Source organism: Streptomyces sp. NPDC048521, from assembly GCF_043199855.1.
In the GTDB taxonomy this organism is placed as follows: Bacteria; Actinomycetota; Actinomycetes; order Streptomycetales; family Streptomycetaceae; genus Streptomyces.
This window is the reverse complement of the sequence record NZ_JBICWR010000017.1, coordinates 1-18,027: the sequence shown is the minus strand read 5'-3', so window position 1 is coordinate 18,027 and position 18,027 is coordinate 1. Positions and strand designations below refer to the sequence as shown.

The window sequence follows — 18,027 nt, the reverse complement described above, 5'->3', positions numbered from 1 at the left end:
GCGTCACGCGGCGACCACGTCCACCGCCTCCGCGGGCGCCTTGATGGTCACCCGTTCCGGTGGCACACCGGTCACCGACACGGAACCCAGCATCGGACGGACCGGCGTGGGCACAGGCTCGGTGGCGGACTGGGCCAGTTCGGCGAGCGCCAGCTCGTCGCTCACCTCTCGCATGAGTTCCGACATCCGTACGTCCAGCGCGTCGCAGATGGCGGAGAGCAGTTCGGAGGAAGCCTCCTTCTGCCCCCGCTCCACCTCGGAGAGATAGCCGAGTGAGACTCGGGCGGACGAGGAGACTTCGCGCAGAGTACGGCCCTGGCGTTGGCGCTGCCGACGCAGCACGTCACCCAGCAGGCGACGGAGCAGAATCATCGGTGGCTCCCTCCTCGGACCGCGTAGCCGCATCCTTCTCGCCCCACCGTACCGCCTTGCGCCGCGGCCGTGCGGGGAGCGATGTCGTGTTCACTCAGGGCTGCAAACATCAAAACCCCCCGTTCCGTTCCGTATCCTGTGCCCGCTCATTCCCAGTCTGTTCGCCCGCAAGCTGCTCCAGAAGCACTGCGAGTACGCTCCGTACACTCTCCATACGAATTTCCGCACGGCTGCCGTTCAACCGCAGGGCCTCCACTTTTCCGCCACCGGCAGAACCGGGGCGGGCGGTGAGCGGCCCGTCGACGGCCACGAACACCGTCCCGACCGGCTTGCCGTCCTGCGGATCGGGGCCGGCCACTCCGGTCGTCGCGATGCCCCAGTCGACACCCAGCGCCTTGCGTACCCCGGCCGCCATCTGGCCGGCGACCTGCGGATCCACCGCTCCACGCTGCGTCAGCAGGGCGGCGTCGACACCCAGCAGCTCGTGCTTGAGTTCCGTCGCGTAGGCGGTGACCGAGCCCCGGAACACCTTGGACGCTCCGGGCACACCCGTGATCTCCGCCGCTACCAGGCCACCGGTGAGGGACTCGGCGACAGCAAGGGTCTCGCCCCTCACAGTCAGTAGTCGCACCAGTTCGGTGGCCGGGGAACTCACGCTTCCTTCTCCTCCAACGCTGCCGCGCGCTCGGCGATTCCCCGCCTGCGCAGCACAATGGCTTGTCTCACGTAGTCGAGGCCGGTGGCGACGGTGAGGACGACGGCCACGGCCATCACCCAGAACCTCATGGTGGCCAGCCACCCGGTCAGCGCCAGGACGTACATCCCGACGGCGACGCCCTGGGTGAGCGTCTTGAGCTTGCCGCCGCGGCTGGCGGGGATCACGCCGTAGCGGATGACCAGAAAACGCAGCAGTGTGATGCCGAGTTCCCGGCCGAGGATCACGGCCGTCACCCACCACGGCAGATCACCCAGGGCGGACAGACAGATGAGCGCCGCCCCCATGATCGCCTTGTCGGCGATGGGGTCGGCGATCTTCCCGAAGTCGGTGACCAGGTTGTAGGTGCGCGCCAGATGCCCGTCGAACAGGTCGGTGATCATGGCGACGGCGAAGGCCGCCCAGGCCAGCGAGCGCCAGGCCGGGTCGTAGCCGCCGTCGGCCAGCATCAGCGCCACGAAGCCGGGCACCAGGAGGAGCCGGAGCATCGTCAGCAGATTGGCGACGTTCCACACGCTCGCCTGGTTGACGGCCGCGGCCGCGATCTTCCCGCCGCGCGCGGGCTTCGCGTCGGTCGTCGCGTCGGAGCCAGGAGCAGAACCGGAGACCTCGGAAGCAACGCCGTCGGCAGCGGCGGCGGAACCCCGGGCGCCCTGCGCACCGGAGGAGCCGCCCGCGGCGGATGCCGGGACTCCGGTCATCTGCCCGCCTCCTCACTACACGCGAGCGAGCCGGTCAGCGGCTCGGCCACCAGGTCGACGCCTTCCGTGCCGACCACCTTCGCCTCGACCATACGTCCGACACTCAGGCCCGCGCCGCTCGTGAGCAGCACCTGGCCGTCCGTCTCCGGCGCCTGGTGTGCGGCACGCCCGTACACGCCCTCCTCGTCGTCCACGGACTCCACCAGGACGTGCACGGTCTCGCCGACGCGCTCCTCGGCGCGCTGCGAGACCAGGTCCTCGGCCAGCCGGGAGATGTGGGCCAGGCGCTCGGCTACCACGTCCTCGTCCAGCTTGTTGTCGTACGTCGCCGCCTCCGTGCCCTCCTCGTCGGAGTAGCCGAAGACACCGATGGCGTCCAGGCGGGCGCCGTTCAGGAAGCGCTCCAGCTCGGCGAGGTCGGACTCGCTCTCGCCGGGGAAGCCGACGATGAAGTTGGAGCGCACGCCGGCCTCGGGCGCCTTGCCGCGGATCGTGTCCAGCAGTTCCAGGAAGCGGTCGGTGTCGCCGAAGCGGCGCATGGCGCGCAGCACGTCCGGCGCGGAGTGCTGGAAGGACAGGTCGAAGTACGGGACGACCTTCGGGGTGGAGGTCAGGACGTCGATCAGGCCCGGGCGCATCTCGGCCGGCTGCAGGTAGCTCACCCGCACCCGCTCGATGCCGTCGACCTCGGCCAGCTCCGGCAGCAGGGACTCCAGCAGGCGGATGTCGCCCAGGTCCTTGCCGTAGGAGGTGTTGTTCTCGGAGACCAGCATGACCTCCTTCACGCCCTGCTCGGCCAGCCAGCGGGTCTCGTTCAGCACGTCGCTGGGGCGGCGCGAGATGAAGGAGCCGCGGAAGGACGGGATGGCGCAGAAGGAGCAGCGCCGGTCGCAGCCGGAGGCGAGCTTGACCGAGGCGACCGGGGAGCCGTCCAGGCGCCGGCGCAGGGGCGCGCGCGGGCCGGAGGCGGGCGCCACGCCCTCGGGGAGGTCGGCCGGGCCGTGACCGGGCAGCGCGACCGAGGCGGCCGATTCCTGCCGCTCGGCGGGGCTGATCGGCAGCAGCTTGCGACGGTCACGCGGGGTGTGGGCGGCGTGGATGCCGCCGGACAGGATGGTCTGCAGGCGGTCGGAGATGTCCGCGTAGTCGTCGAAGCCGAGCACGCCGTCGGCCTCGGGCAGCGCCTCGGCCAGTTCCTTGCCGTACCGCTCGGCCATGCAGCCCACCGCCACGACGGCCTGGGTTCTGCCGTGGTCCTTGAGGTCGTTGGCTTCCAGCAGGGCGTCGACGGAGTCCTTCTTGGCGGCTTCGACGAAGCCGCAGGTGTTGACCACGGCGACGTCGGCGTCCGCGGCGTCCTCGACGAGCTGCCAGCCGTCCGCCTCCAAACGGCCTGCGAGCTCCTCGGAGTCCACCTCGTTACGAGCGCAGCCAAGAGTGACGAGTGCGACGGTACGGCGTTCAGGCATGGGCTCAAGACTACTTTGTCTCGCCGACACCCCACGTCGACGGGGTTGGCCGATCTTGGCCAACCCCGTCACATCCGCTCCCCCGAAGGGCGCCTCATCCGGCCTCGGGGTCGCCCTTCGTGTACGTGAGACGCTGCACCGCGCCCGGCTGGAAGTTGTCCTGGATCTTCTTGCCGTTGACGTAGAGCTGGATCGCGCCCGCGTCACCGAGGATCAGGTTGATCTTGGAGCTGTCCTGGAAGGTCTTGGACTGGCCCTTCTTCAGCAGCCCGTCGAAGAGCATCCGGCCGTTGTGGTCCTTGGCCGAGATCCAGCTGCGCCCGTCCGCCGCGCTGACCTGGACGGTGACCTTGTCCTGGGGGGCGGCGGCGATGGCGCTGTCGGTGGGCTCGCCGGTCGGCTCGGCGGGCTTCTCCTTCTTGGGCTTGGGCGAGGCGGACTTGCTGGTGGCGGGGGTGGCGCCGTCGGCGACCTGCGACTTGGCGTCGCTGTCGCCACCGCCGCCCTTGAACGCGGTGAACCCGACGAAGCCGATCACCACGACGATCGCGGCGACCATCGCCGCGGTCCAGTTCGGTCCGCGCCGCTCGGGACGGATCCGCTCCGCCTCGAACAGAGGTGCGGCGGGGGTGGGCGCGGGACGGCCGCCGTGCTCGGCGTCATACTGGGCGATCAGCGGCTCAGGATCGAGATGGACGGCCTTGGCCAGCGTGCGGATGTGCCCGCGGGCGTACACGTCGCCGCCGCAGGGGGCGAAGTCGTCCGCCTCGATGGCGTGCACGATGGCGATGCGAACACGAGTGGCACTGCTGACATGGTCCACGGTGAGCCCGGCCGCGATCCGCGCCTGCTGAAGGGCACGGCCCACGGAGGGACGGGCTTCCTGGGACTCGTCTTGGAACGAACGCTCGTCTTCAGGGGAGTTGCCGATGGACACGGGGGCGCCTTTCGAGCGTGTAGCCACCTGTGCTGGAAGCTCAGTCTAGGGGGGGTACGAAAGGGTGGGGCAACCGGGCGGTCTGACTTTGTACGCCATCGGAATGGCCCGACATTCCGGCGGCTGGACAGGCAGGTACCCCTGGATGAGACCCTTACCTGTTCCCTCGCTCAACTGGACGTACCACAAAGGGAAACGGTTGCTCACCTATCTCTAACGGGTGGGTCACGACGATCCCACCGCCCGGCGTAACCGTGCTCCGCCGAACGGCCCTTCGCGTTACCCCTCAGACTCCCCGCGAATCAGCGCGAGCACGCCGTCCAGTTCATCAGGCTTCACGAGAACGTCACGTGCCTTGGAACCCTCGCTCGGTCCCACGATGTTGCGGGACTCCATGAGGTCCATCAGCCGCCCGGCCTTGGCGAAGCCCACCCGCAGCTTGCGCTGGAGCATGGACGTGGACCCGAACTGGGTGGAGACGACCAGCTCGGCCGCCTGGCACAGCAGGTCGAGGTCGTCGCCGATGTCCTCGTCGATCTCCTTCTTCTGCTTGGTCCCCACGGTGACGTCGTCCCGGAAGACCGGCGCCATCTGGTCCTTGCAGTGCTGGACGACGACCGCGACCTCCTCCTCGGTCACGAACGCGCCCTGCATACGGGTCGGCTTGTTCGCGCCCATCGGCAGGAACAGACCGTCGCCCTTGCCGATCAGCTTCTCGGCGCCGGGCTGGTCGAGGATGACCCGGGAGTCGGCCAGCGAGGAGGTGGCGAAGGCCAGCCGGGAGGGCACGTTGGCCTTGATCAGGCCCGTGACCACGTCGACCGAGGGCCGCTGGGTGGCGAGCACCAGGTGGATGCCGGCCGCGCGCGCGAGCTGCGTGATGCGCACGATCGCGTCCTCGACGTCGCGCGGGGCGACCATCATCAGGTCGGCCAGCTCGTCCACGATCACCAGCAGGTACGGGTACGGCTGCAGCTCCCGCTCGCTGCCCTCGGGCGGCTTGACCTTGCCCTCGCGCACCGCGCGGTTGAAGTCGTCGATGTGCCGGTAGCCGTACGCCGCGAGGTCGTCGTAGCGCAGGTCCATCTCGCGCACGACCCACTGCAGCGCCTCGGCGGCCCGCTTGGGGTTGGTGATGATCGGCGTGATCAGGTGCGGGATGCCCTCGTAGGCGGTCAGCTCGACACGCTTGGGGTCGACCAGGATCATCCGGACGTCCTCCGGGGTCGCCCGCATCATGACCGAGGTGATCAGGCAGTTGATGCAGGACGACTTGCCGGAGCCCGTCGCACCGGCGACCAGCATGTGCGGCATCTTCGCCAGCGAGTGCATCACGTACCCGCCCTCGACGTCCTTGCCGAACGCGACCAGCATCGGGTCGTCGTCCTCGGCGGACTCCGCGAGGCGCAGCACGTCGCCGAGGTTGACCATCTCCCGGTCGGTGTTCGGGATCTCGATGCCCACCGCGGACTTGCCGGGGATGGGGCTGATGATCCGCACGTCGGGGCTGGCGACCGCGTACGCGATGTTCTTGGTCAGCGCGGTGATCCGCTCCACCTTCACGGCGGGGCCGAGTTCGACCTCGTAGCGGGTGACCGTCGGGCCGCGGGTGAAGCCGGTGACGGCGGCGTCGACCTTGAACTCGGTGAAGACCTGGGTGAGCGAGGCGACGACGGCGTCGTTGGCGGCGCTGCGCGCCTTGCCGGGGCCGCCGCGGGTCAGCAGGTCCAGGGAGGGCAGCGCGTAGGTGATGTCACCGGAGAGCTGGAGCTGCTCCGCGCGCGCGGGCAGCTCCCGGGGCTCCTCGGGGGCCTTCTTGGTGAGGTCCGGTACGGACCCGGACGCGATCTTCTCCTGCTTGGGGCGCGCGGCCGGGACCGGCGAGGGCGCGGGGGCCGGCGTGGGGACCGGTGTGGGCGTGGGCACCGGGGTGGTGTCCTCGCGGTCGCCGGCGCTGACGCCCTGGGTGAGGTCGGCGACGAGCGGGGACGGCGGCATGCCGTGCAGGACGGCACCGTCGAGCGCGGCAGCTGCGGCCGCCGCGACGTCCACGGCGTCCATCTGCCGCTGCGGGTCCGGCTGGGGCACGGCGGAGCGCCGGGGGCGGCCGCGGCGCTGCGAGAGGGCCTCCGCCTCGGCGCCGTCGGGGTCGTACGCCCGAGGGGCGCTCGAGCGCTTGCGGGGGCGCGCGGGCAGCGCCTCGCGCCACTGTTCGGCGTAGCGCTCGTCGTCCTCGGTGAGTTCCGTCTCCAGCGGGTCGCGCAGTACGCCCAGGCTCACGCCGAGCGCGCGCAACCGCTGCGGGATGGCGTTGACCGGCGTGGCGGTCACCACGAGCAGACCGAAGACCGTCAGCAGCACCAGCAGGGGAACGGCGAGCACGTCGGTCATCGTGTACGTCAGCGGGGTCGCCGCCGCCCAGCCGATGAGGCCGCCGGCGTCCCTTATCGCCTGCATGCCGGCGCTGCGGGCGGGCGAGCCGCAGGCGATGTGGACCTGGCCGAGCACACCGACGACGAGCGCGGACAGGCCGATCACGATCCGGCCGTTGGCCTCCGGCTTCTCGGGGTGCCGGACGAACCGTACGGCGATCACCGCGAGCAGTATGGGAACCAGCAGGTCGAGCCGGCCGAAGGCGCCGGTGACCAGGATCTCCACCAGATCGCCGACCGGGCCCTTCAGGTCGGCCCAGGTACCGGCGGCGACGATCAGCGCGATGCCGAACAGCAGCAACGCCACGCCGTCCTTGCGGTGGGCCGGGTCGAGGTTCTTCGCACCCTGCCCTATGCCGCGGAAGACAGCGCCGACGGCGTGCGCGAGGCCGAGCCAGACGGCGCGTACGAGCCGGTACACGCCCCCGGTGGGGCTCGGGACCGGCTTCGGCGGCGCGGACTTCTTCGCCGCCTTCTTGGCGGGCGCCTTCTTGACCGGTGCCTTTTTCGCGACGGCCTTCTTCGCCGGAGCCTTCGCGGGAGCGGCCGCCTTCTTCGCGGGCGGCTTCTTGGCTGCGGAGGGACGTGAGGCCATGGGTGTGAGGTTACCGGGGGAGACGACCGCGGACACGTGTGCCCACTGCTTCACCCGTTCGTGTCGCCCCTACCGAGGCACGGAACTGACGCAGGCTCATGGGCAACTGTGGCCCGCGCCCACGTCAGTTCTGCGCCGGTACGGAGGCACCACCGGCACCCGTGCCCGGCTCCAGGGCGTCGAGCGCGCGGCGCAGGCCGGTGAGTTTGCGCTCCAGGTGGGCCGCCGTGGCCACCGCGGCCGCGTCCGCCGAGTCGTCGTCCAGCTGCTTGGACAGCGCCTCGGCCTGCTCCTCCACGGCCGCGAGCCGCGCGGACAGCTCGGCGAGCAGCCCGGCGGACTCCTTGCCGCCGACCGCGCCCTTGCCACCGCCCTCCAACTGCAGACGCAGCAGCGCCGCCTGCTCCCGCAGCTGGCAGTTCTTCATGTACAGCTCGACGAAGACCGAGACCTTCGCACGCAGCACCCACGGGTCGAACGGCTTGGAGATGTAGTCCACCGCGCCGGCCGCGTACCCCCGGAAGGTGTGGTGCGGGCCGTGGTTGATCGCCGTGAGGAAGATGATCGGGATGTCCCGGGTCCGCTCGCGCCGCTTGATGTGCGCGGCGGTCTCGAAACCGTCCATACCCGGCATCTGGACATCCAGCAGAATGACCGCGAAATCGTCCGTGAGCAGTGCTTTGAGCGCTTCCTCCCCGGACGATGCCCGTACCAGCGTCTGATCGAGCGCAGAGAGGATGGCCTCCAGCGCCAGCAGATTCTCCGGCCGGTCATCGACCAGGAGGATCTTGGCCTTCTGCACCATGGCCCGCCCTCCTCGCCCCGGCGGTACACCGGGCGCCGCCCCAGGGGACGACTCCCTTTCGCCGCCCGTCCTTGTGCCGGTCATCGTAGCCGCACCCCACCTGTCGCCACACCCTGTCACCGCGATGTCACTGTGCACGCAACGGAAACGCGGCGGCAGCCCGGATGGTTCCCGGAATCCGGGATTCCCACACGTCCACGGCCCCTGTGATCCGACAACTCCCCGGGCACGCCGAAGGTTCCCGCGACGTCCACGTCCGCTCCGCTCGTCGGGCCCAGCGCGCGCCTCGCCGTCACTCCGTGCCCATCCACTGCTGCATCACCGCCAGCAGGTGGTCCGGGTCGACCGGCTTGGTGACGTAGTCGGAGGCGCCCGACTCGATCGCCTTCTCCCGGTCGCCCTTCATGGCCTTCGCGGTCAGCGCGATGATCGGCAGCCCGGCGAACTGCGGCATCCTGCGGATCGCCGTGGTCGTCGCGTACCCGTCCATCTCCGGCATCATGATGTCCATCAGGACGACCGCCACGTCGTCGTGCTGCTCCAGCACCTCGATGCCCTCGCGGCCGTTCTCCGCGTACAGCACCGACAGTCCGTGCTGCTCCAGGACGCTGGTGAGCGCGAACACGTTCCGGATGTCGTCGTCGACGATCAGCACCTTCTCGCCGCCGAACCGCACCGTCCGGGCCGGCTGCGGCGCGCTCTCCTGCTCGGGGATCGCCGTCCACTGCTCGGACCGCTGTTCGCCGCGCGGCAGGCTCCGGCGGCGGCGCCGGAACAGCGCCGCGGGACCGTTCTGCGTGTCGCGGTACGACTTCACCTCGGCCGGGGTCTCGATCTCCACGGCGGACAGCTCCGAGGACCGCTCCGACTGGGAGGCGACCAGCTCACCGGCCTCCAGCGGGGGCACGGACTGCTGGTAGCCCTGCGGCGGCAGCTCGCTCGGGTGCAGCGGCAGATACAGCGTGAACGTCGAGCCGCGGCCCGGCTCGCTCTGCGCGTGGATCTCGCCGCCGAGCAGCTGCGCGATCTCCCGCGAGATCGACAGCCCGAGACCGGTCCCGCCGTACTTGCGGCTCGTCGTGCCGTCCGCCTGCTTGAACGCCTCGAAGATCACCCGCATCTTGCTGGCCGCGATGCCGATGCCCGTGTCCGTCACCGAGAACGCGATCAGCTCGCCGTCCGCGTCGGTCAGCGAACCGGCCTCCAGCAGCTGCTCCCGGATGGACTGCGGCACATTCGACCCGGCGGGCCGGATCACCAGCTCCACCGACCCGGAGTCGGTGAACTTCACCGCGTTCGACAGCAGGTTCCGCAGCACCTGCAGCAGCCGCTGCTCGTCGGTGTGCAGCGTCGCCGGCAGCTCCGGCGAGACCCGTACGGACAGATCCAGGCCCTTCTCGGCGGTCAGCGGCCGGAAGGTGGCCTCCACGTAGTCCACGAGCTGGACGAGCGCGATGCGCGTCGGGGAGACGTCCATCTTGCCCGCCTCGACCTTCGACAGGTCGAGGATGTCGTTGATCAGCTGGAGCAGGTCGGAGCCGGCGCCGTGAATGGTCTCCGCGAACTCCACCTGCTTCGGCGACAGGTTCCCCTCGGCGTTGTCGGCGAGGAGCTTGGCCAGGATCAGCAGCGAGTTGAGCGGGGTGCGCAGCTCGTGCGACATGTTCGCGAGGAACTCGCTCTTGTAGCGCATCGACACCGCGAGCTGCTCGGCACGCTCCTCGAGGACCTGCCGGGCCTCCTCGATCTCGGTGTTCTTCACCTCGATGTCCCGGTTCTGCCGGGCCAAAAGCTCGGCCTTCTCCTCCAGTTCGGCGTTGGACGCCTGCAGCGCCTTCTGCCGGTTCTCCAACTCGGCCGAACGCTCGCGCAGTTGCTCGGTCAGCTCCTGCGACTGCTTCAGCAGCTGTTCGGTCTTGGTGTTGACCGAGATGGTGTTGACGCTGGTCGCGATCATCTCGGCGATCTGGTTGAGGAAGTCCCGCTGGATCTGCGTGAAGGGGGTGAACGAGGCCAGCTCGATCACGCCGAGCACCTTGCCCTCGAACAGCACCGGCAGCACGATCACCTGCGCGGGCGGCGCCTCGCCGAGCCCGGAGGAGATCTTCAGATAGCCGCTGGGCGCGTTGTCCACGAGGATCGTCCGCTTCTCCTGGGCGGCCGTCCCGATCAGCGCCTCACCCGGCCGGAACGACGTCGGCATGGAGCCCATCGAGTAGCCGTACGACCCCAGCATGCGCAGCTCGTAGTCGTCCTCACCGCCGACGATGTCCTTGCCCTCCATGAGCGGCATCGCGAGGAAGAACGCGCCGTGCTGCGCGGACACCACCGGAGTCAGCTCGCTCATGATCAGCGAGGCCACGTCCTCCAGGTCCCGGCGGCCCTGCATGAGCGCGGAGATGCGGGCGAGGTTGCCCTTGAGCCAGTCCTGCTCCTTGTTGGCGATCGTGGTGTCGCGCAGGTTGGCGATCATCTTGTTGATGTAGTCCTGCAGTTCCTGGATCTCACCGGACGCGTCCACGTCGATCTTCAGGTTCAGGTCGCCGCGGGTCACCGCGGTCGCCACGCGCGCGATGGCACGCACCTGCCGGGTCAGGTTCCCGGCCATCTCGTTCACCGACTCGGTCAGGTCCCGCCAGGTGCCGTCGACGTCACGCACGCGTGCCTGACCGCCGAGCTGCCCTTCGGTGCCCACCTCGCGGGCCACCCGCGTGACCTCCTCGGCGAAGCTGGACAGCTGGTCGACCATCGTGTTGATCGTCGTCTTCAGCTCGAGGATCTCGCCCCGCGCGTCAATGTCGATCTTCTTGGTCAAGTCACCCTTGGCGATGGCCGTGGTGACCATGGCGATGTTGCGCACCTGACCGGTCAGGTTGGACGCCATCTGGTTCACGGACTCGGTGAGGTCCTTCCAGGTACCGGCCACACCCGGTACATGCGCCTGGCCGCCGAGGATGCCGTCCGTGCCCACCTCACGGGCCACCTTGGTGACCTGGTCGGCGAACGAACTCAGCGTCTTGACCATGGTGTTGATGGTGTCGGCGAGCTGCGCGACCTCGCCGCGCGCCTCGATCGTCACCTGACGCGTCAGGTCACCGTTGGCGACCGCCGCCGCCACCTGGGAGATGTTCCGCACCTGCATGGTCAGGTTGTTGGCCATCAGGTTGACGTTGTTGCTGAGGTCCTTCCAGATACCGGTGACACCCGGCACGTGCGCCTGGCCGCCCAGGATGCCCTCGGTGCCCACCTCACGGGCCACCCGGGTCACCTGCTCGGCGAAGCTGGACAGCTGGTCGACCATCGTGTTGACCGTCGTGACGAGCTCAAGGATCTCGCCCTTCGCGTCAACGGTGATCTTCTTGGACAGGTCGCCCTTGGCCACCGCGGTCGTGACCTCGGCGATGTTGCGCACCTGGATCGTCAGGTTGTTCGCCATGAAGTTCACGGACTGCGTGAGGTCCTTCCAGGTGCCGGAGACGCCCTGGACCTCGGCCTGGCCGCCCAGCATGCCCTCGGTGCCCACCTCACGGGCCACCCGCGTGACCTCCTGGGCGAACGACGACAGCTGGTCGACCATCGTGTTCAGGGTGTTCTTCAGCTCCAGGATCTCCCCGCGCGCGTCCACGGTGATCTTCTGCGAGAGGTCACCGCGGGCCACGGCGGTGGCGACCTGGGCGATGTTGCGCACCTGGGCGGTGAGGTTGCCGGCCATGCCGTTCACGGAATCGGTGAGGTCCCGCCACACACCGGCGACACCGGGCACCTGCGCCTGCCCGCCGAGCCGGCCCTCGGTACCCACGTCCCGGGCCACCCGGGTCACCTGGTCGGCGAAGGCGGACAGCTGATCGACCATCGTGTTGATCGTGTTCTTCAGCTCGAGGATCTCGCCCCGCGCGTCGACGTCGATCTTCTGCGACAGATCACCGCGCGCCACGGCCGTCGTCACCTGGGCGATCTGCCGCACCTGGGACGTCAGGTTGCCGGCCATGAAGTTGACGGAGTCCGTCAGCTCCTTCCACGTGCCCGAGACGCCGTCCACCCGGGCCTGACCGCCCAGGCGGCCCTCCGTACCCACGTCCCGGGCCATCCGCGTCACCTGATCGGCGAAGCTCGACAGCTGGTCCACCATCCGGTTCACGGTGTTCTTCAGCTGGAGCATCTCGCCGGAGACGTCGACGGTGACCTTCTGGGACAGGTCGCCGTTGGCCACCGCGGTGGTCACCTGGGCGATGTTGCGCACCTGGCCGGTCAGGTTGCGGAATGCGGTGTTGACGGAGTCCGTCAGGTCCTTCCACGTACCGGCCGCGCCCGGCACCTGCGCCTGCCCGCCCAGCTCACCCTCGACCCCGATCTCCCGCGCGACGCGCGTCACCTCGGCACCGAACGCCGACAGCTGGTCCACCATGCCGTTGACGGTGTTCTTCAGCTCCAGCATCTCGCCGGCCACGTCCACGGTGACCTTCTGCGACAGGTCGCCGCTGGCCACCGCGGTCGTCACCGCGGCGATGTCGCGCACCTGCGTGGTCAGGTTCCGGAAGACCGTGTTGACGGAGTCCGTCAGGTCCTTCCAGGTACCGGCGGCGCCCGGCACGTTCGCCTGCCCGCCGAGCCTGCCCTCCGCTCCGACCTCGTTCGCCACCCGCGTGACCTCGTCGGCGAAGATCCGCAGCGTCTCGGTCATCTGGTTGATCGTCTCGGCGAGCTGCGCCACCTCACCGCGCGCCGGAACCGTCACCTTCTGGGACAGATCACCGTTGGCGACCGCGGTCGTCACCTGTGAGATCCCGCGCACCTGGGCGGTCAGGTTGCCGGCCATGGTGTTGACGGAGTCGGTCAGCTCCTTCCACACACCGGCCACCTCGGGCACCTGCGCCCGGCCGCCCAGGATGCCCTCGGTGCCCACCTCCCGGGCCACCCGCGTGACCTCGGAGGAGAAGGCCGACAGCTGGTCCACCATCGTGTTGACGGTGTTCTTCAGCTCCAGCATCTCGCCGGCGACATGGACGGTCACCTTGCGCGACAGGTCACCCTTGGCCACCGCCGTGGTCACCAGCGCGATGTCCCGCACCTGAGCGGTCAGCCGGTCCGCCATGGTGTTGACGGACTCGGTCAGGTCCTTCCACGAACCGGACATTCCGCGCACCCGGGCCTGCCCGCCGAGCTTGCCCTCGGTGCCGACCTCGCTGGCCACGCGCGTGACCTCGTCCGTGAACGTCGACAACTGGTCGACCAGGTTGTTGACGGTACGGCCGACCTTCAGGAACTCACCCCGCAGCGGATGCCCCGTACCGCCGTCCGGCGCCTGTGTCCGCAGCTCCATCCGCGGCGACAGATCGCCCTCGGCGACCGCCGTGAGCACCCGGCTGACCTCCGACACGGGCCGGACGAGATCGTCGACCAGCGCGTTGGAGTTGTCGATGGCGGTCGCCCAGGAGCCCTCGCAGGCCCCCGTCTCCAGCCGTTCCGTGAGTTTTCCCTCACGCCCGACCATGCGCCGCACCCGCGACAGCTCACCGGTCAGATGCAGATTCCGGTCGGCGACCTCGTTGAAGACGGCCGCGATCTCCGAGATCACGCCGTCCCCGGACACCGTGAGCCGCTTGCGGAAGTTCCCGTCACGCATCGCCACCAGAGCGGCCAGCAGCCGGTTCAGGGCAGCTGTGTCCACGGCGGTGGTGCCGCCGCTCCTGCCCAGGGACGGTCCGCCTTTCGCGCGCGTCTTCGTGCCCCGCGTCGCCGCGCCAGACTCCACTGTGTCCCTCCCGGAGGGGTAGACCGTTACTGCTGTGCTCGGCCGCATCGGCCCGGCGTGCCGGTCATCGGCATACCGGTTACTTCCGCGTACCGGTTACTGCTGCGTATTTCTGCCAGACGAGATCCGGCCACACCAAGGGCTGCTGCCCGCCGCGCACGGAACGCACGCAGGCCGACCCGACCTTCATCAGAAGCTTGCCCAGTGTTTCACCCCGGCCGAACCAGGCCATAACAGTTCGGCAGCTTCGCACATCGTCCGCACACCCTGGGGGGTAAACACCGGCGACCGGCATCCGCTCGGACGGCGAAGGTAAGTAACCTTGCATGCGGCTGTCCAGCCACACCGGTCCCGACCGGCCTGGGCGGTGGCACGAGCACGAGCGGGCATCGGAGGGGCGGCCGCAGACCATGACCACCGGACTGATCCCCGGGGGACAGCCCCCGGAGCCACAGCCGACGGGTGAGCTGATGCCGCAGCAGCGGCGCGAGCCGGCCGGCCCCGCAGATGTGCATATCGACAATCGGCCGAGGAGTTCTGTGATCACCGCGCGCGCGGCCGCCAGCTTCGAGCCCGTCGGGCGGTCGGTCGCGACCGCCCGGTCCTTCGTCCGCGACACCCTTCAGGGCTGGGGCTTCGCCGACATCGTCGACGACGCGGTCGTCCTGACCAGCGAGCTGGTGACCAACGCGGTCGTCCACGCGGGCACGCACGCGGAGGTGCTGTGCCTGCGCACCGAGGACGGCGTGCGCATCGAGGTCTCCGACCGGTACCCGGAACGCGAGGTCCCCCTCCAGAACTCCTCCGTCACCATGGGCAGCCCCGACCGGGAGGGCGGCCGCGGCCTGCAGCTGTGCGCGGCCCTGGCCACCCGCTGGGGCGTGGACTACACGCCCACCCACAAGAACGTCTGGTTCCAGCTCAACCCGCCCGAACGCGCGGTCGGCACCCGCACGGCCGGGCCGTCCCTGCCCCCCGACCTCCTCCCGCTGGCCGACAGCCGGGTGCGCGTCGCGGTCCTCCAGGTCGACCGGAAGGGCTCCGTCAACGCCTGGAACGAGGACGCCGAGGAACTCTTCGGCTACCCGGCGGCCGAGGCCATCGGCAAGCCCCTCACCGAACTCGCGGCCTGGCCGCACACCCCGGGCACCAGCACCGGCGTCGCCGAGGCGCTCCAGCTCTCGCGCTGGGAGGGCAGCTACGGCATCCGCGGCGCCGACGGCCGGGTCGTCCGGGTGTACGCCTCCCACCTCCGGGTCCGCGACACCGGCGGAGAGCCCTCCACCGTCTGCCTCCTGGTACGGGACCACGAACGCGCCGTCCTGCAGACGCCGTCGCGCGTCCCGGCCACCGACCAGCCCCAGTCCGCCGACGGGCAGAGCACCGACCCCTTCGAGGTGTTCATCGGCTCGCCCGCCCCGGACGACCTCGACGGCCTGCTGCAGCGCACGGTGGAACGCGCCCGCGACATGCTCGACGCCGACTCCGCGTTCCTGCTCCTGGCCACCGACGACGAGACCGAGCTGGAGGTCCGCGCCTCCACCGGCCTGCCCTCCGCCCGCCAGCGCTTCGCCCGCGTCCCCGTCGAAGCCGGCCCGGGCCGCTACGGCTCCGCGCGCATGCCCGCCGTCCACGACGACCTGTCGGCCGTACCCGGCGCCGTCCCCCTCCTGGCCGGTACCGGCATGCGCTCGGTCGTCACGGTCCCGCTCAAGGTCGAGGGCCGCCTCACCGGCTCCCTCGGCGTCGCCGCGGAGGCACCCGGCCGGTACTCCAACGAGGAGGCACTGCGCCTGCAGTTCGCCGCCGACCGGATCGCCCTGGCCGTCGAGTCGGCCCGCCTGGGCGAGCTGGAGCGGCTGCGCCGCGGCTCCCTCAGCTTCCTGGTCGAAGCCTCCGACCTGCTGGCCGGCACCCTGGACCGCGATCAGACGCTGGCGCTGATGGCCCAGATGACGGTACCGACGCTGGCCACCTGGTGCGCGGTGTACACGATCGCCGACCAGGCCTCCGAGCCGTACCTGTCCTACGTCCTGCACGAGGACGAGGAACTCATCGACGGCATCAAGTCGTTGTTGTCGAAGATCCCGCCGCCGGACCCGGTCCCGACCCCCGGCGCCCGCGTCTGGACCGCCCCCGCCGAGGTCGCCCACCAGGCCGCCCTGCGCACCTCCATGCGCAGCCTCGGACTGTCCGGCGGCCCCACGCGCCAGGTGTCCTCGGGCATCGGGCCGACACTGGCGACGGCCGGCGCGGTCGGCGGCGAGACGGTCGTGCTGCCGCTCGTGGCCCGCAACCGCGTCATCGGCATGCTGACCCTCGGCAAGCCCACCGACGAGCATTTCCGCCAGGAGATCCTGGAACTCGCCGAGGACCTGAGCCGCCGGGCCGCCCTCGCCCTGGACAACGCCCGCCTGTACTCGGAGCGCACGGCCATCAGCCAGGCCCTCCAGCGCAGCCTGCTCCCGCCCGGCACGCCGCACATCGACGGCGTCGAGGTCGAGGTCATCTACCGCGCGGCCGGCGAGGGCAACGAGGTCGGCGGCGACTTCTACGACGTCTTCCCCATCGGCGAGGGCGCGTACGGCTTCGCCATCGGCGACGTCTGCGGTACGGGCCCCAACGCGGCTGCGGTCACCGGCCTGGCCCGGCACGCGCTGCGCCTGCTGGCCCGCGAGGGCCTGAGCGGCCCGGCCGTACTGGAGCGCCTGAACTCCGCGATCCTCGACGAGGGCGACCGCAGTCGCTTCCTGACCCTCCTCTACGGCGAGTTGCGCCCGCAGCAGGACGGCAGTGCCGATCTGAAGGTCGTCTGCGCCGGCCACCCGCTCCCGCTGCGCCTGCGCCAGGACGGCACGGTGGTGGCGGCGGCCGAACCACAGCCCCTCCTGGGCGTCATGGAGGATCTGGAGCTGTACGAGGAGACACTCACCCTGGACCCCGGTGACGTGCTGCTCTGCGTCACGGACGGCGTCACCGAACGCCGCGAGGGCACGCGCATGCTGGGCGACGACGGCCTCGCCGATGTCCTCACCACCTGCACGGGCCTCACGGCGGGCGCGGTGGCGGCGCGCATCATGCGCGCGGTGGAACGCTTCGCGTCGGACGCCCCGTCCGACGACATGGCGATTCTGGCGATGCGGGTGCCGGGATTCCACACGGAGGCATGAAGCAGGGAGGCATGAGAAAAGGCCCCACCCGGAAGGGTGGGGCCTTTATTACGTGAGCCCCCAAACGGAATCGAACCGTTGACCTTCTCCTTACCATGGAGACGCTCTGCCGACTGAGCTATAGGGGCCTGTCGCTTTCGGGGTTTCCTCCGTAGCGACGAAGAAACTGTACCCCGAACAGGCCCGACTTCCCAAACTCGTTCGGTGACCGTTCAGAAGGCGGGCTGGAGCAGTCCGCCGAGTGCGTTGCAGGCGGACACGATGCGCTGCATCTCCCGCTTGGTGAGCGAGGCGTCCACGGGAAGCGCGAGCGTCTCGTCGGCGGCCAGCTCGGTCTGCGGCAACGAGACGCTGCGACGGAACTCCGGCAGCCGGTGCACAGGCGTCTTCACCGGCACTCGGCACTCAACTCCCTTGGCCCGTACGGCACGGGCGAACGCGTCCCGGTCCGGCCGGCCGTTCCCCGGAACGCGCACGACGTACTGCTGATAGGTGTGCCCGTCTCCGCCGTCCGGCGTCCGTACGCCCTTGAGTCTGGCGTCGAGATACGCGGCACGTTCCCTGCGCTGCGCCATCTCGTCGTACGGCGTCTCGGACTCGCCCTGCTCCAGCACCAGCAGCCCGTGCCGCTGCCCGAGCGCGTGCAACCGCCCGGTGTCCGCCCGCCGTCCGAAGCGGTGTACGACAACGACCGCGGCGGTACGCGAGGTTATGGCTGCTTCGACCGCGTCCGGGTCGAGGCAGTAGGTCAGCGGATCTATGTCGGCGAACACGGGGAGCCCGCCGACCAGGGTCACGGCCCCGGCGAGCTCGACGTTCCCGAAGGCCGGTACGACGACCTCGTCACCGACTCCGACGCCGGCGGCCCTGAGCATGGCTGCAGTTCCCATGCCTGGGATGCTGGGCGGGCGACGTGAACGACACGTTAAGCGAACCAAAAAAAGGCCGGACCCCGAACCGAAGTTCAGGATCCGACCTTTTAATAATTGTTCGGCGGTGTCCTACTCTCCCACAGGGTCCCCCCTGCAGTACCATCGGCGCTGTGAGGCTTAGCTTCCGGGTTCGGAATGTAACCGGGC

Annotated in this window: 10 protein-coding genes, 1 tRNA gene and 1 rRNA gene; 1 reads left to right on the top strand and 11 read right to left on the bottom strand. The window is 69.8% G+C overall.

The window, feature by feature from the left end:
• Positions 1–3: 3 nt before the first annotated feature.
• From ACGFRF_RS31625 to ACGFRF_RS31590, 8 genes are all read right to left on the bottom strand, one after another.
• The gene (locus tag ACGFRF_RS31625; RefSeq protein WP_393745818.1) at positions 4–372 is read right to left on the bottom strand and encodes a helix-turn-helix domain-containing protein; all 369 of its coding nucleotides are present in this window, start codon (positions 370–372) and stop codon (positions 4–6) included.
• 109 nt (positions 373–481) lie between these two features.
• Positions 482–1,027 (bottom strand): CinA family protein, encoded by a 546-nt coding sequence (locus tag ACGFRF_RS31620; protein WP_393745816.1) that lies wholly within the window; start codon positions 1,025–1,027, stop codon positions 482–484.
• Positions 1,024–1,788 carry a CDP-diacylglycerol--glycerol-3-phosphate 3-phosphatidyltransferase gene (gene pgsA, locus ACGFRF_RS31615; protein ID WP_393745814.1) on the bottom strand — a complete coding sequence of 255 codons (765 nt, stop codon included), beginning with the start codon at positions 1,786–1,788 and terminating at the stop codon, positions 1,024–1,026. The genes ACGFRF_RS31620 and pgsA overlap by 4 nt, the downstream gene beginning before the upstream one ends.
• Entirely contained in the window at positions 1,785–3,257 is a 1,473-nt protein-coding gene (gene rimO, locus ACGFRF_RS31610; protein WP_393745812.1) for a 30S ribosomal protein S12 methylthiotransferase RimO, read from the bottom strand. The genes pgsA and rimO overlap by 4 nt, the downstream gene beginning before the upstream one ends.
• A gap of 94 nt (positions 3,258–3,351) precedes the next feature.
• Positions 3,352–4,194 (bottom strand): helix-turn-helix domain-containing protein, encoded by an 843-nt coding sequence (locus tag ACGFRF_RS31605; protein ID WP_393745810.1) that lies wholly within the window; start codon positions 4,192–4,194, stop codon positions 3,352–3,354.
• A gap of 279 nt (positions 4,195–4,473) precedes the next feature.
• Positions 4,474–7,221, bottom strand: coding sequence for a DNA translocase FtsK (locus tag ACGFRF_RS31600; protein ID WP_393745808.1), 2,748 nt, complete (start codon positions 7,219–7,221; stop codon positions 4,474–4,476).
• Between the two features lie 124 nt (positions 7,222–7,345).
• Positions 7,346–8,026 (bottom strand): two-component system response regulator, encoded by a 681-nt coding sequence (locus ACGFRF_RS31595; protein ID WP_393745806.1) that lies wholly within the window; start codon positions 8,024–8,026, stop codon positions 7,346–7,348.
• Positions 8,027–8,318: 292 nt separating this feature from the next.
• Entirely contained in the window at positions 8,319–13,778 is a 5,460-nt protein-coding gene (locus tag ACGFRF_RS31590; protein ID WP_393745804.1) for a HAMP domain-containing protein, read from the bottom strand.
• Between the two features lie 410 nt (positions 13,779–14,188).
• On the opposite strand from ACGFRF_RS31590, the gene ACGFRF_RS31585 reads away from it, so the two are divergent.
• Positions 14,189–16,948: a SpoIIE family protein phosphatase gene (locus ACGFRF_RS31585; protein WP_393745802.1), complete on the top strand. Its 2,760-nt coding sequence runs from the start codon at positions 14,189–14,191 to the stop codon at positions 16,946–16,948.
• Between the two features lie 55 nt (positions 16,949–17,003).
• On the opposite strand, the gene ACGFRF_RS31580 is transcribed toward ACGFRF_RS31585, so the two are convergent.
• The 3 genes from ACGFRF_RS31580 to rrf form a co-directional block, all read right to left on the bottom strand.
• A tRNA-Thr gene (locus ACGFRF_RS31580) sits at positions 17,004–17,076 on the bottom strand.
• A gap of 84 nt (positions 17,077–17,160) precedes the next feature.
• On the bottom strand, positions 17,161–17,823 hold the full coding sequence (locus ACGFRF_RS31575; protein ID WP_393746072.1) for a DegT/DnrJ/EryC1/StrS family aminotransferase: 663 nt from the start codon (positions 17,821–17,823) through the stop codon (positions 17,161–17,163).
• 113 nt (positions 17,824–17,936) lie between these two features.
• Positions 17,937–18,027: ribosomal RNA gene (rrf, locus tag ACGFRF_RS31570) — 5S ribosomal RNA — on the bottom strand; the annotation flags it as partial.

Excerpts from the sequence above, each read along its gene's own strand:
- ACGFRF_RS31625 (WP_393745818.1), bottom strand. The coding sequence starts at position 372 with ATGATTCTGCTCCGTCGCCTGCTGGGTGACGTGCTGCGTCGGCAGCGC.
- pgsA (WP_393745814.1), bottom strand. The coding sequence starts at position 1,788 with ATGACCGGAGTCCCGGCATCCGCCGCGGGCGGCTCCTCCGGTGCGCAG.
- rimO (WP_393745812.1), bottom strand. The coding sequence starts at position 3,257 with ATGCCTGAACGCCGTACCGTCGCACTCGTCACTCTTGGCTGCGCTCGT.
- ACGFRF_RS31600 (WP_393745808.1), bottom strand. The coding sequence starts at position 7,221 with ATGGCCTCACGTCCCTCCGCAGCCAAGAAGCCGCCCGCGAAGAAGGCG.
- ACGFRF_RS31595 (WP_393745806.1), bottom strand. The coding sequence starts at position 8,026 with ATGGTGCAGAAGGCCAAGATCCTCCTGGTCGATGACCGGCCGGAGAAT.
- ACGFRF_RS31585 (WP_393745802.1), top strand. The coding sequence starts at position 14,189 with ATGACCACCGGACTGATCCCCGGGGGACAGCCCCCGGAGCCACAGCCG.
- ACGFRF_RS31575 (WP_393746072.1), bottom strand. The coding sequence starts at position 17,823 with ATGCTCAGGGCCGCCGGCGTCGGAGTCGGTGACGAGGTCGTCGTACCG.